Source organism: Devosia sp. RR2S18 (assembly GCF_030177755.1).
Taxonomy (GTDB): domain Bacteria; phylum Pseudomonadota; class Alphaproteobacteria; order Rhizobiales; family Devosiaceae; genus Devosia; species Devosia rhizosphaerae.
The window spans coordinates 2,255,291-2,269,384 of sequence record NZ_CP126539.1 but is presented as its reverse complement, the minus strand read 5'-3'; the positions used below and the strand labels follow the sequence as shown (position 1 = coordinate 2,269,384).

9 protein-coding genes are annotated in these 14,094 nt (G+C 60.1%); 7 read left to right on the top strand and 2 right to left on the bottom strand.

All coding sequences use genetic code 11. The features are described from left to right. Positions 1-24: 24 nt before the first annotated feature. Positions 25-1,101 carry a phosphoribosylformylglycinamidine cyclo-ligase gene (purM, locus tag QOV41_RS11205; protein ID WP_284576614.1) on the bottom strand — a complete coding sequence of 359 codons (1,077 nt, stop codon included), beginning with the start codon at positions 1,099-1,101 and terminating at the stop codon, positions 25-27. A 132-nt stretch (positions 1,102-1,233) separates the two neighbouring features. Between purM and QOV41_RS11200 the strand changes: the two genes are divergently transcribed. From QOV41_RS11200 to QOV41_RS11185, 4 genes are read left to right on the top strand one after another with little or no spacing between them, the layout of a single operon-like run. Continuing rightward, complete coding sequence (locus QOV41_RS11200; protein WP_284576613.1) at positions 1,234-2,325, top strand: AI-2E family transporter; 1,092 nt, start codon at positions 1,234-1,236, stop codon at positions 2,323-2,325. Positions 2,326-2,339: 14 nt separating this feature from the next. Next, positions 2,340-3,050, top strand: coding sequence for a P-loop NTPase family protein (locus tag QOV41_RS11195; protein WP_284576612.1), 711 nt, complete (start codon positions 2,340-2,342; stop codon positions 3,048-3,050). Further along, a complete protein-coding gene (locus QOV41_RS11190) occupies positions 3,043-5,205 on the top strand; it encodes an RNA degradosome polyphosphate kinase (RefSeq protein WP_284576611.1) in 2,163 nt (720 codons plus the stop codon). The genes QOV41_RS11195 and QOV41_RS11190 overlap by 8 nt, the downstream gene beginning before the upstream one ends. Next, positions 5,206-6,741, top strand: a complete 1,536-nt coding sequence (locus QOV41_RS11185; RefSeq protein ID WP_284576610.1) for a Ppx/GppA phosphatase family protein — start codon at positions 5,206-5,208, stop codon at positions 6,739-6,741. On the opposite strand, the gene rnd is transcribed toward QOV41_RS11185, so the two are convergent. Then, positions 6,738-7,907, bottom strand: coding sequence for a ribonuclease D (gene rnd, locus QOV41_RS11180; protein ID WP_284576609.1), 1,170 nt, complete (start codon positions 7,905-7,907; stop codon positions 6,738-6,740). The genes QOV41_RS11185 and rnd overlap by 4 nt on opposite strands. Positions 7,908-8,109: 202 nt before the next feature. Between rnd and aspS the strand changes: the two genes are divergently transcribed. From aspS to QOV41_RS11165, 3 genes are all read left to right on the top strand, one after another. Next, complete coding sequence (gene aspS / locus QOV41_RS11175) at positions 8,110-9,897, top strand: aspartate--tRNA ligase (protein WP_284581281.1); 1,788 nt, start codon at positions 8,110-8,112, stop codon at positions 9,895-9,897. Between the two features lie 109 nt (positions 9,898-10,006). Continuing rightward, positions 10,007-11,608 (top strand): EAL domain-containing protein, encoded by a 1,602-nt coding sequence (locus QOV41_RS11170; protein ID WP_284576608.1) that lies wholly within the window; start codon positions 10,007-10,009, stop codon positions 11,606-11,608. A 104-nt stretch (positions 11,609-11,712) separates the two neighbouring features. Then, a complete protein-coding gene (locus QOV41_RS11165) occupies positions 11,713-13,998 on the top strand; it encodes an NADP-dependent malic enzyme (protein ID WP_415926707.1) in 2,286 nt (761 codons plus the stop codon). Positions 13,999-14,094 lie beyond the last annotated feature (96 nt).

Here is a 14,094-nt window from a genome sequence, read left to right as displayed (position 1 = left end):
TGAGAATGCCGACCCGCTTGCGGTTCACAGCGCCAGCGCGCCCTGGAAGGTCACGGCGTCTCCGGTCCTCGGCACCAATCTGCCCACTATCGCGGCGCTTTCGCCTTCGCCCGCGAGATGATCGGTCAGCCGCTGCGCATCGTCAGGCGTAACCGCCAACAGCATGCCAACGCCGCAATTAAAGGTCCGCAGCATTTCCCGCTCGACGATACCGCCGGTGCGGCTGAGCCATCCGAACACCGGAGGCACGGAGATGGCGCTGAGATCGACATGGGCAGCCAACTGGTCCGGCAGCACCCGGGGGATGTTGTCGATAAAACCACCGCCGGTGATGTGGGCGAGAGCCTTGATGCCGATTCCCGCTTTCAGGGCCGACAAGATCGGCGTCACATAGATCCGGGTTGGGGTCAGCAAGGCTTCCGCGAGGGTCTGTTCGGGCGAGAAGGGTGCTTCGGTCTGCCAATCGACGCCGGACGTTTCTACGATCTTGCGGACCAGCGAGTAGCCATTGGAGTGAACGCCGGAAGAGGCCAGCGCCACCAGCACGTCACCCTCAGAGATGTCGTTGCGGGGAAGCAGGGTGCCCCGTTCGGCAGCACCAACCGCAAACCCGGCAAGATCATAGTCCTTGCCATGATACATACCCGGCATTTCGGCTGTTTCTCCGCCGATGAGCGCGCAACCGGCGATCCGGCAGCCCTCGGCGATACCGTTGACGATGGCGGTGGCCTGTTCGACGTCGAGCTTGCCCGTTGCCAGATAGTCCAAGAAGAACAGCGGCTCGGCACCTTGAACGATAATGTCGTTGACACACATCGCAACGAGGTCCTGCCCGATCGTGTCGTGGCGCCCAGTATCGATGGCAATCTTGAGCTTGGTACCGACACCATCGTTTGCAGCAACCAGAACTGGGTCGATGAAGCCCGCCGCGCGCAGGTCGAAGAGGCCGCCGAAGCCGCCGATCTCGCCATCGGCTCCCGACCGCCTGGTCGATTTGACGGCTGGCTTGATCGCCTCGACAAGGGCGTTGCCTGCGTCGATATCGACGCCCGCCTGCTTGTATGAAAGCCCGTTTGGTGCCAGGTTTTGCGGGTCGGACATGGGCTGTGAACCGTATGGGGAAAGCGTGCGCAAAGCCGTCACCGAAAACCTAGACGATTGCCAAGTCCCCAGCCGGAAGCTAGACGGCCTGATAACTTCTCCTCCACCCCGACGCAAGGGCCGCACGGCGCCATGAGCCTCCGAAATCAAGTACTGATCTGGATCGGCTCGTTTCTCGTGCTGATTGCGCTCCTATGGCTCTTCCGCGGCATCCTGTTGCCCTTTGTGGTTGGTGCGGCGCTCGCCTATCTCCTCAACCCGCTGGTCAATCAGTTGCAGCATTGGCGGTTCAACCGCGGCTGGGCGACCGCAGTGGTGCTCGCGGTCGTCGTAGCCGTTATCGTGGGCCTGTTCTACATGGTCGTGCCGCTGGTCGTTCAGCAGGTCGGCGACCTCATTCAGAGGTTGCCAGGATATGCTGCCGATCTGCAGGTATTAGCCAGACGCTGGGCACCGGAACTGAACGAATGGCTGGGCCCCCAGCGTGCTGCCCAGGTAGAGGCCTCGGTCAACGACATGCTGGGGCAGTTGGTCGGCCTGGTAGGAGTTATCACCGGCGAGGTCGTTGCCAGCGGCATGACCCTGATCAACGCGTTTGGTTTCCTGGTGTTTACCCCGGTGGTGACCTTCTATCTGTTGCTCGACTGGGAGGCGATGGTCCGGGGACTGGAAAGCCTGCTGCCGCGAGACCACAAGGGCGAAATCAATAGCGTCTTGCGCGATATCGACAGTGCCATCGGCGGAGCCATTCGTGGCCAGGGTGGCGTGGTGCTGATCCTGACCGCGTTCTACGCCACGGCGCTGACGGCAGTGGGACTAAATTTTGGTCTAGCCATCGGCTTGATCGCTGGCCTATTCAGCTTCGTGCCGTTTGTCGGTTTCGCCATAGGGCTCGTGCTGTCCATCGGCATCGCCATTGTCCAGTTCTGGCCCGAATGGTGGTTCGTGGCCATTGTCGCAGCGATCTACTTCGTTGGGCAGTTCGTCGAGGGTAACATTCTTTATCCAAAGCTCGTGGGTTCGACCATCAACATCAACCCGGTCTGGATGATGTTCGCGCTTCTCGCCTTGGGTGCTCTTTTTGGCTTCGTCGGGCTGCTACTTGCCGTCCCAATGGCGGCGATTGGCAGTGTGCTGGTGCGCTACGGGGTGCGCAAGTACAAGGAAAGCTCGCTCTACCGTGGCCAGAACGGCCATGCGGGCGGCGGTACCCCTACGGCCTGATGGCGAACGCGCCCATGAAGCAGCTTGCTCTCGAGCTGGGGCACATCCCAGCGCAAGGCGAAGCGGACTTCCTGGTCGGCGAGGGCAATGAGCTCGCCTATGGGCGTATCGCGGCCTTCCCGCACTGGCCGGATCCCGTGACCCTATTGATTGGTCCGCCGAAGTCTGGGAAATCACACCTCGCGCGGATCTTTGCCCACCGCAGCGCTGCAGCTTTCGCAGATAGTGGTGATCTTGCCGACCTTGCAGCAGCAGGGGGGCGGGCTCCCATCATCGTCGAGGATGTCGACCAGCGCGGCTATGACGAAGCAGGGCTCTTCCACCTGCTCAATCAGTCCATGCGCGACCAGCGCCCCTTGCTTCTGTCTGCGCGCGCGGACATCGCCGACTGGCCGCTCGCGACAGACGATGTTCGCTCCCGGGCTCGTCGCGCAGCTTCGTTCAAGCTCGAAATCACCGACGACATTCAATTGTCACAGATGTTCGTGAAGTTGTTTGGCGATCGGCAGGTTGTGGTTGACCCTAAAATCATCTTCTATCTGGTAGCCCGCATGGAGCGGTCTGCCGAGGAAGCGGTGATCCTCGCCGACTTGATGGACAGGCTTGCACTTGCCCGGGGCACAGCGATAACCCGGAACATTGCGGCAGAGGCGCTGGATCACCGGCGCGTTGCACGGGGCGAGGCAAGTAGCGCACAGGATTGGGACGAGCAAGACGATGAATGAGATGAGCGAGTTCGGCGAAACCGAGGCTTCTGCCCCCGACATCGAGGCTTTGCGAAAAAGTCCTGCTCGCTTCGTCAACCGCGAAGTCAGTTGGCTCCAGTTCAACATGCGCGTGCTCGAAGAGGCGGGCAACGAACACCACCCGCTGCTGGAGCGGCTGCGGTTCGTCTCGATCTCAGCGAACAATCTCGATGAGTTCTATATGGTCCGCGTTGCGGGCCTGAAGGGGCAGTTGCGCGCGGGACTTTCCAAGCAGAGCGCCGATGGTTTGACGCCGTCCGAACAGCTCGAGGAAATCGCGACTCTCGTTCACCACCTGCAACTCGAGCAGCAAGATCATTGGCAAAGCCTCCGCGAGGAGTTATTTGCGCAAAACGTGGTCATCCATGAGGCGCACGATCTAAGCGCGGAGCAAGTCGAATACCTGCAGAAGCTGTTCCGCGAGGAGATCTTTCCGGTCCTTACGCCAATCGCAGTCGATCCGGCGCATCCATTCCCGTTCATTCCCAATCTGGGCCTAGCGCTCGCATTTGAGATGCGCCGCCCCGATAACGACCTACCATTGACGGCGCTGGTCCGTATCCCCTCCAATCTCGACCGCTTCATCAACCTACCCACCGGATTGGTGTCCGACGGCCGAACCGAAGTCGTCACCATCGACACCCTCGTCAAACTCTTCTTCCACAAAATGTTCCCCGGCCATGAAGTAGTGGGATCAGGCGCCTTCCGCGTGGTTCGGGACAGCGAAATCGAAATCGACGACGAAGCCGCCGACCTCGTGGTGGAATTCGAGACGGCGCTGCGTCAGCGCCGTCGCGGGCAGGTGATCCGGCTTGAGATCGAGTCGTCAATGACCCGTGCGCTCAAGCGCCAAATCGGCGAGAAGCTCGGTGTCCGAGAGGCCGACGTGTTTGAAGTACAAGGCTTCCTTGGACTTGCCGACGCCAGCCAAATCTGTGGCGTGAACCGGCCCGACCTCAAGTTTCCTGCCTATAACGCCCGCTTCCCCGAACGCATCCGCGACTACAGCGGCGACAGCTTTGCTGCCATTCGGGCCAAGGATATTCTGGTGCACCACCCGTTCGAAAGCTTCGACGTGGTCGCCCAATTCCTCATGCAGGCAGCGCGCGATCCCGACGTTGTTGCGATCAAGCAAACGCTTTATCGCACCTCGGCCGATAGCCCGATCATCAAGGCCTTGGTGCTCGCAGCAGAAGCCGGTAAGTCCGTGACCTGCCTGGTCGAACTCAAGGCTCGCTTCGATGAAGAAGCCAATATTCGCTGGGCCCGTGATCTGGAGCGCGCGGGGGCGCAGGTGGTTTTTGGTTTCATTGAGCTAAAGACGCACGCCAAGCTGAGCCAGGTGGTCCGCCGCGAGAAGGGCAAGCTGGTCAGCTATTGCCATATCGGGACGGGAAACTATCACCCGATCACCGCTAAAATTTACACCGACCTGAGCTATTTTACGATCGATCCCGCGATCACGCGTGACGTAGCGCGCGTCTTTAACTTCATCACTGGTTATGCGCGCCCAACCGAGCTCGAGACCATTGCAGTTTCACCCGTGAACCTCCGCACGACACTGGTGGACAACATAGCGCGTGAGATCGAGTTCGCTCGGGAAGGCAAAGCCGCCAGTATCCTCCTCAAGATGAACTCTCTAGTGGATCCGCAGGTCATCGATGCGCTGTACGACGCTAGCCAGGCCGGCGTGAAGGTGGATCTGCTGGTGCGGGGGATTTGCTGCCTGCGGCCTGGAATACCGGGGTTCTCCGATAACATCCGAGTGAAGTCAGTCGTCGGCCGGTTCCTAGAGCATAGCCGCATCTACTGCTTCGGAAATGGCGAGCCGATGCCGAGCCGCCGAGCAAAGGTCTATATCTCATCGGCCGACATCATGGGCCGGAACCTCGATGGACGTGTGGAGGTTATGGTCCCGATCCTCAACAACACCGTGCATAAGCAGATTTTGGATCGAATATTGGTTGCATACCTCAAGGACAACCAACAGAGCTGGGAAGTGCTGCCTGATGGCAGCTCGCATCGTATACGCGCCGAGGACGAGGAGCCGTTCAACGCGCACGACTACTTCATGACCAACCCTTCACTGTCGGGACGCGGCAGCGCGGGCATGGTCGAGGCAGACGAGGTTTAGTTGAACCAGTTCTGGGGCGTTGACGCCGACCCAACCGCGCAAGGGCGCATCAAAGGCGCCCAGCCGGTCGCAGTGCTGGACATCGGCTCGAACTCTGTGCGCCTTGTTGTCTACGAGCGGCACGCCCGCTCCTTGACGCCGCTCTACAACGAAAAAGCCGCTTGTGCCTTAGGTCGCGGCGTTGGGCAAAGCGGGCGCCTCGCCGAGGCGAACATGGCGCAGGCGCTCAATGCCATTAAACGATTTGCGCTGGTCACCCGCATGATGCGGGTCGGTAAGGTTCATGTGCTCGCAACGTCCGCGGTTCGGGAAGCCAAGAATCGGGACGAATTTGTCTCCGCGGTCGAGGCTTTGATGGAGACGCCGGTCGAGGTTCTGTCTGGCGAACAGGAGGCCCACTTCGCAGCCTTGGGGGTGGTTTCTGGCATGCCGGATTTCAACGGCGTTGTCGGCGACCTCGGCGGTGGCAGCCTTGAGCTCTCAATCGTCTCGGGCGGGGTGGACACAGATGGCGAGTCCTTCGAACTTGGCGGGATACGACTACAGGATGACAGCGATGGGTCGCCCCTGCGTGCGGGTGAAATTGCTCAGGAGCGCCTGGCGAAGTCCTGCCTCAGCAAGGTGAAGAAGGGCGGGTCGTTTGTCGCCATTGGGGGCACCTGGCGCGCCCTGGCAAAGCTCCACCAGGTAGTGACGCAGTATCCGCTGCACATGGTGCAGAACTACACCGTTCCCGCCGATCAGATGATCGCCTTCTGCAACGACATCGTCGCCTCAGGTTCGCTCAAGAGCTACGCGGGTGCAGAGCATGTCAGTTCCTCGCGTCGCGAATTGGTACCCTTTGGGGCAGCAGCTCTGGCGGAGGTCCTCAAGACTGGGAATTTCGCCGAGATCGTGTTTTCCGCACTCGGCGTTCGCGAAGGTTATCTGTTCGGCATGCTAGACGAGGCTGAGCAGGCAATCGATCCGCTCATCCAAGGCGCCGAAGAGCTGTCTGTCCTGCGGTCGCGGTCCCCGGCCCATGCCAATGACCTCATCGAGTTCACCGAACAATTTCAGAGCGCCGCTGGCACCAAAGAGAGCCCAGACGAAAAGCGCTTGCGCGAGGTCGCCTGCCTCCTCGCCGATATCGGCTGGCGGGCGCATCCAGATTACCGGGCGTCGCAGAGCATTGACTCAGTGGCATACAGCTCGCTGATGGGCGTTGACCATCCGGGGCGTTCGTTCCTCGCCCAGGTTATCGCAGTCCGCTACGACGGCCTCAAAAGCAAAGCCGCTCATGCGCTGGCCCCACTAGGCAGCCCCGAGTTGACCAAGCGGGCCCGGCTTTTGGGGGCACTATTTCGCGTGGCATACCCCATGACCGCAGCTATGCCAGGCATTCTGCCGCGCATCCGCTTCGAAGTGGCCGAGAACTCGCTGTCACTGATTTTGCCGTCCGACCTGGCGTTTCTAGACGCCGACCATCTCCGCAATCGGCTTGGTCACTTCGCCGGAGTTGCCGACCTCAAGGAATCGAAGGTGGAGATCCGCTAGTCGGCATCTACCGTCTGCTTGACCGGGAATTCCACGATACCCTTGCGGGTGGCCACAAGGCCTATACGGCCGTGCTTGATGTCGAGTGCTTTCTCTCCGAAGAGCTTGCGGCGCCATCCTTTGAGGGCAGGCACATCCGCCTCATCGTCAAGAACGATGGAATCGATATCATCGGAGGTGGCGATGATGCGGGCGGCAACGCCGTTTTGCTCGGCGACGGATTTCAGTAGCACACGCAGCAAATCACCCACCGCGCCCTTGGGCGATGGGCCGCGATAGCGCTCTGGCATCAACGGTAGTTCGGCCTTGGTGAGCCGCTCCACGTTCTGAAGAATGCCAATGATCTCCGCAGCGGCCGAGCTGCGCCCAAAGCCACGGGGCACCGCCCGGAGACGCTCGAAGGCATCCGGTGAAAGGGGGCGCTGTTGCGCAAGTTCAAACAGGACATCGTCCTTCAGGATGCGGCTACGCGGTTGGTCCGTGTCCTGAGCCCGGCGCTCCCGCCAGGCGGCGAGTTCCTTGAGAGCGGCTAAATCCCGCGGGCGGTTGATTCGCATCTTGAGGCGTTCCCAAGCACGATCGGGCTGAACCACATAGGTATCGATGCTGCGCAGGACGCCCAGTTCATCCTCCACCCAGTCCCACCTCCTGGTAGCGTCTACCTGCTTGCGCAACTCGCGGTAGATGTCACGCAAGTGCGTCACGTCAGCCAGTGCATAGAGACGTTGTTTTTCCGAGAGCGGGCGGGCCGACCAGTCTGTAAAGCGTGAGGACTTGTCGAGTTCGACGCTGACAACCGACCGCACTAGGTTGTCGTAGGATACGCTGTCGCCGAAGCCGCAGACGCTGGCGGCAATCTGCGTATCAAAGATATTGACCGGAACCTTGCCCGTCAGCTTGACGAAGATTTCCACGTCCTGCCGGGCAGCATGGAAAACTTTCGTGACGCTGGGGTTCGCGAGCAGGTCAAAGAAGGGGGTGAGGTCCATCCCCGGAGCCAGCGGATCGATCAGCACTGCCTCGTCATCCGTCGCCGCCTGGATGAGGCAGAGCTTGGGCCAGTAGGTGGTCTCTCGCAGGAACTCGGTGTCGACCGTTACAAAATCGAACTGACCAGCGCGCTCGCAAAAAGCAGCGAGCACGTCTGTAGAAACAACAAGATCCATGCCTACGTCCGTCTCAATATAGTCAATAGCCTTCCTAGCAGGTGCAGCCTTGGCACTCCAGACCCGTATTCCCGTGCCGCCGAAGATGGACGCTCGGCGGGCCGCTTAGCCATCAGGGGTGGCGCTGCTTGACAAGCGGGGGCTCCCATGCGCTTTTCCCCGCCAAGAATCCGGCCTTTTTCCTGAGTTTTTGATCATGACGATACACCGCTACCGCTCGCATACTTGCGGAGCTCTAACCGCCAAAGATGCAGGGCAGACTGTTCGCCTCAGCGGCTGGGTACATCGTATCCGCGATCATGGCGGGCTGCTCTTCATCGACCTTCGGGACCACTATGGAATCACCCAGTGCGTGGTGGATCCGGATTCCCCGGCCTTCGCCGCTGTAGAGAAAGTACGTGCCGAATGGGTCGTACGGATCGACGGTGAGGTCAAGCTGCGCGATGCAGTTGCGGTTAATCCGAACCTTGCGACCGGTGAAATCGAAATCTTCATCCGGGAGATCGAGGTTTTGTCCGCGGCCAAGGAATTGCCGTTGCCCGTTTTCGGCGACCAGGAGTATCCTGAGGATGTGCGGCTGCGCTACCGGTTCGTCGATCTACGCCGCGAGAAGTTGCACGCCAACATCGTGAAGCGCACTAAGATCATCTCCGCTATGCGATCAGGCATGGCGGATGCAGGCTTTGCCGAGTACTCGACGCCGATCCTTACTGCGTCCTCCCCCGAAGGAGCGCGTGACTTCCTGGTGCCCAGCCGCATTCACCCCGGCAAGTTTTTTGCTCTTCCGCAGGCACCCCAGCAATACAAGCAGCTCCTGATGGTTGCCGGCTTCGACCGGTACTTCCAGGTGGCACCCTGTTTCCGCGACGAAGATCCACGTGCTGACCGGTTGCCAGGTGAGTTCTACCAACTCGATCTCGAAATGAGCTTCGTCACCCAGGAAGACGTGTGGAACACGGTTCAGCCGGTGATGACCTCGGTCTTCGAACAGTTCGCAGAAGGCAAGCGCGTCACCAAGGATTGGACGCGGATTCCCTATGAAACGGCTATTCGGAAGTATGGCTCTGACAAGCCGGACCTGCGCAACCCCATTGAGATGCAAGCTGTCACCGAACACTTCGCCGGCTCGGGGTTCAAGGTTTTCGCCAATCAGATCGAAGCCGATCCCAAGGTCGAAGTTTGGGCCATTCCCGCCAAGAACAAGGCTGGGGCGGATCCGGTCGGGCGTGCTTTTTGTGACCGGATGAACGCCTGGGCCCAGGGCGAGGGGCAGCCCGGGCTCGGATACATCTTCTTCAAGGACGGACAGGGCAGTGGTCCCATCGCCAAAAACATCGGCGAAGAGCGCACTTCAGCGCTTAAGGCGCAGCTTGGTCTCGATGATGGCGACGCTGTCTTCTTCGTGGCAGGGCGTCCCGACAAGTTCTACAGGTTTGCTGGCGATGCGCGCACCAAGGTAGGAACGGACCTCGGTGTGATCGATGTGGATCAGTTCGCCCTCTGCTGGATTGTCGACTTCCCCTTCTACGAGTGGAGCGAGGAGGAGAAGCGGGTGGATTTTGCCCACAATCCGTTCTCCATGCCGCAGGGCGGTATTGACGCACTGAACTCGCAAGACCCGCTCACCATCAAGGCGTACCAATATGACGCCGTCTGCAACGGGTACGAGATTGCTTCAGGATCGATCCGTAATCAGCTGCCTGAAACGATGGTCCGGGCTTTTGAGCTGACCGGCAAGTCGCGTGCTGAGGTCGAAGAGCAGTTTGGTGGCCTGTACCGCGCTTTCCAGTACGGCGCTCCCCCCCACGGTGGCGCGGCCTTCGGGATCGACCGTATCGTCATGCTGCTTTGCGGCGTGCAGAATTTGCGTGAGATCACGGCTTTCCCAATGAACCAGCAGGCCGAAGACCTGCTGATGGGTGCGCCGAGCCCTGCTGCACCAAAGCAGCTTCGCGAGCTGAGCATCCGCTTGAACGTACAGGAAAAGTAGTCATCCACCGTTCCGGCGCTCGGGGCCAACCTGTGCGCCGGCACTGCCTTAACTGGCGGTAAATGGCTACTTGATACCAAAGAGGGGTCTTCCACCCTCGGAATCGCGCGTGAAGTCCCGGTACTCACATGTCTTGATGCTGTTCGGCGCGCTGCTGGCTTTCCTGCCCATCATCGCCGTCGACCATCTATTGGACGCCTACGTGCGCGTGCGCGAGACTGCCGTAGCTCAGCAGGCGGTGAGTGCAGTCACGGCCCAAATCGAAACGGGCGCTGCTGCAGCGCTGGACTCACTGCGTGCTGTGATCAGTGAAAGTCCATCCTTTTGTACACCGACCTTCGTCTCGAACGCGCAGAGAAAAATCGAAGGCAGCCTGTCCCTCAAGCAAATACTGGTCGAGAATAGCGACGGCGTGCAATATTGCGATGCTATCGGTCGGCCGGTCACCTACTCGCCCATTTCCGATCGCCTGCCGCTGCCCGGGCAACCGGAAACAATCACTGTGGTGAAGTACGGCACTCTTGATATGCCGGCGCTTAAGATCACCCAGTCCTATGGCGACACGCGCGAAGTTTCCGCTTTCGTGCCGCTGCTGCCACAGGGGCAGGATGCGTTGCAGCGCGGCCTCCAAGCTACCAGCATGATGCGCGTGGTGCTGACTAATGGCACGGCCATTCTGACTGTCGGTGACGCCGTTCCGTTCGAGCGCCGGACTTCCAGCGGCCAATATGTCTTTGCTCAAGGCTTCGCCGGTGAACTGCCACTGAAGGTGGAGTATGCCGTTCCCTTTGCGATGGCACGTACCGGCTATGCTGATCTCGACATTGGCATGACTACTGTCGCCTGCCTCTTCAGCGCAGTTGTTCTCCTCATATCCCTTTACCTCGTACGGCGGACCCGCGTGCCAGCCTTCGATTTGGAGCGGGCCATCGGTCGAGGTGAAATCAAACCGTACTACCAGCCAGTCATAAACCTCCGCACCGGTGAGTTGATGGGCTGTGAGGTGCTCTGCCGCTGGGAGAAGCGCAACGGCCAGATCGTCTCACCCGGTGCCTTCATTGACTACGCCGAGACGACAGGGCTTGCCATTCCTATGACCTTGTCGCTGATGCAGCAGGTAAAGTTCGATCTGAGCGAGCTCAGCAAGGATCGACCGGACCTGAAGATCTCGATCAATCTCTTCGAAGGGCATTTCCGCGACGGCAGCATCGTCGAGGACGTCCAGGCCATCTTCAGCAATTCCGCCATCGACTTCCGGCAGTTGGTTTTTGAAATCACGGAACGGCATCCACTCGCAAACTCAGCGATCGCCAACAGTGTCATAGGCGGGTTGCATGCGCTGGGATGCCGCCTAGCGCTCGACGACGCCGGTACCGGGCACTCCAACCTTGCATATCTCGGCACTCTTGGCGTGGATATCATCAAGATCGACCGCGTCTTCGTTGACATGGTCAAGCCGGGAACTACTCAGGTGCCGGTGCTCGATGGGCTTATTACAATGGCGCAGGACCTTAATTGCGAGATCGTCGCCGAGGGAGTCGAGACCGAAGAACAGGCGTTATATCTGCGCTCACATGGAGTGGTGCAGGCACAAGGCTTCATCTTCGCTCCTGCCTTGCGGGTCGATGCCTTCAAGGAGCTGGTGTACGCGCTGCATGCCCCCAAGAACCCAGCTTCGGCAGAGGCTGATGTGACAGCTACTGCGGCTTGAACTGGTTCTGCCTTCGCCGAAATGCCCTTTCCTTCGCTGCCGATTGATGGCACCAACAGCCCGAAAGCGCGGGCAAGCCGTGCGACAGGACGGAGTTTGGAGGCGTGCCAGTGACCACCGATGCTAATGAGCAGCGCAAAGCCTTGCGCGAAGCGGCACTGCACTTTCATGAATTCCCCAAGCCCGGAAAACTTGAAATCCAGCCAACCAAACCGCTGGGAAATCAGCGGGACTTGGCGCTTGCTTATTCCCCTGGCGTAGCGGCGCCTTGCGAGGAGATCGCGGCCGATCCGGAGGCGGTGGCACGCTTCACCTCCAGGCAGAATCTAGTTGCTGTAATTTCAAACGGCACTGCCGTTTTGGGGCTGGGGAATATTGGTGCGCTGGCGTCCAAACCCGTGATGGAGGGCAAGGCGGTTCTCTTCAAGAAGTTCGCCGGCATTGACGTCTTCGACCTTGAGATCGATGAGATCGACCCGCCGAAATTCATCGACGCAGTAGCGCCCCTATGGCCGACATTCGGGGGCATCAACCTCGAAGATATACGCGCACCCGACTGCTTCGAAATCGAGGAAGCGCTGCGCGAGCGCATGCCGATCCCGGTATTTCACGATGACCAGCACGGAACAGCAATCATCGTGGGTGCCGCGGTGCTCAACGGGCTCGAACTTGCCGGGAAAAGAATTGAGGACGTCAAGATCTGCACGTCCGGGGCAGGGGCAGCGGCGATAGCGTGCCTGAACGTGCTCGTGGCACTGGGCGCCAGGCATGAAAATATCTGGGTAGCGGATAAGGATGGCCTGGTTACGCACAAGCGTAACGACGTCAACGACAAGTGGCGGGGCCAATTCCGGCGGACCAGCGATGCGACCTCACTCGCAGAAGTCATCGATGGAGCAGACATTTTCCTCGGTCTCTCGGCCGCCGGTGTGCTCAGGCCGGAGATGCTCGCCAAAATGGCGCCGAAGCCGCTGATCCTTGCGCTCGCCAATCCAAATCCCGAAATCATGCCGGAATTGGCCAAAGAGACGCGTCCGGACGCGATGGTTTGCACCGGGCGGTCGGACTACCCCAACCAGGTCAATAACGTCCTTTGTTTCCCGTTTATCTTCCGCGGGGCACTCGACGTCGGCGCGACCACGATCAACGAGGAGATGAAGCTCGCTGCCGTCCGCGCAATCGCCAAGCTCGCCCACGAACCGGGTCTGGAGGTCTCGCCCTCTGGGGCTCCGGCGGTGTACGGCGCCGAGCACATCATTCCCAATCCGTTTGATCAGCGCCTGATCCTGCGTATCGCCCCTGCCGTGGCGCGTGCAGCCATGGAGTCCGGGGTCGCCAAGCGCCCAATCACCGACTGGCAAGCTTATCAGGATAGCCTCAACCGTTTTGTATTCCGCTCCGGCCTGGTGATGAAGCCAATCATCGACCGAGCGCAAGGCCAGGAGAAGCGAGTCGCTTTCGCGGACGGTGAGGACGAGAGGGTCTTGCGGGCAACGCAGGTTCTGCTCGAGGAGCGGATCGCCCGCCCGATACTCATTGGCCGACCGAGCGTCATAGAGGCTCGTATCGAGCGCTTCGGACTCAACCTGCGGCCCGGGCAGGACTTCGAGGTGATCAACCCCGAAGACGATCCGCGCTATCGCGATTATGTCTCACTGTTCCACTCTCTGGTAGGTCGTGCCGGCGTGACGCCGGACACTGCGCGTCAGGTGGTCCGCACGAATACTACGGTCATCGGCGCTCTCGCGGTGAAACGAGGAGAGGCAGATGCGCTCATTTGCGGGCTCCAGGGACGCTTCATCAAGCATGTTCGCGATATCCGCTCGGTCATCGGCTTGCAGGAAGGCATCACCGACGCGTCGGCGTTGTCCATGCTAATCATGCCACGCGGCGCCTTCTTCCTCGCCGACACCTACGTGAACATCGACCCTACCGCCGACGAGATCGTCAGCATCGCCATGCAGGCGCGCAGCCACCTCAAGCGGTTCAACATCGAGGCTCGTGTGGCGCTGTTAAGCTATTCCAATTTCGGTTCGCGCGATGGCGACAGTGCCTACAAGATGCGGGAGGTCTACCAGAAATTGAAGTCACTCGCACCCGACATGGTGGTGGAAGGCGAGATGCAGGGCGATCTGGCGCTGAACGAAGCACTGCGCGACCGCTATATTCCCGACTCCATCTTGCGTGGAGAAGCCAACCTGTTGATCTTCCCCAATCTCGACGCGGCCAACCTCTCCATGACCCTGCTCAAGGAGATGAACAACGCACTCTCGGTTGGCCCGATACTCATGGGGCCGCGGGCGCCGGCGCATATCTTGGCGCCGTCGGTAACCAGCCGCGGCATTGTCAACATGGCAGCCATTGCGGCGACGGAGGCTCTCACGGAATAAAACGGGCACGGGCTCAAAACCTGAACCCTGCCTCCGGGAACAACGCCCCGTTAAGGCCTCCTTGGCTATAGTGGGTGCGTTCAGTTTCGGTTGTTT

What these genes read in the sequence shown, in the direction of transcription:
- purM (WP_284576614.1), bottom strand. Translation starts at nt 1,101, where the DNA reads ATGTCCGACCCGCAAAACCTGGCACCAAACGGGCTTTCATACAAGCAG.
- QOV41_RS11200 (WP_284576613.1), top strand. Translation starts at nt 1,234, where the DNA reads ATGAGCCTCCGAAATCAAGTACTGATCTGGATCGGCTCGTTTCTCGTG.
- QOV41_RS11195 (WP_284576612.1), top strand. Translation starts at nt 2,340, where the DNA reads ATGAAGCAGCTTGCTCTCGAGCTGGGGCACATCCCAGCGCAAGGCGAA.
- QOV41_RS11190 (WP_284576611.1), top strand. Translation starts at nt 3,043, where the DNA reads ATGAATGAGATGAGCGAGTTCGGCGAAACCGAGGCTTCTGCCCCCGAC.
- rnd (WP_284576609.1), bottom strand. Translation starts at nt 7,907, where the DNA reads ATGGATCTTGTTGTTTCTACAGACGTGCTCGCTGCTTTTTGCGAGCGC.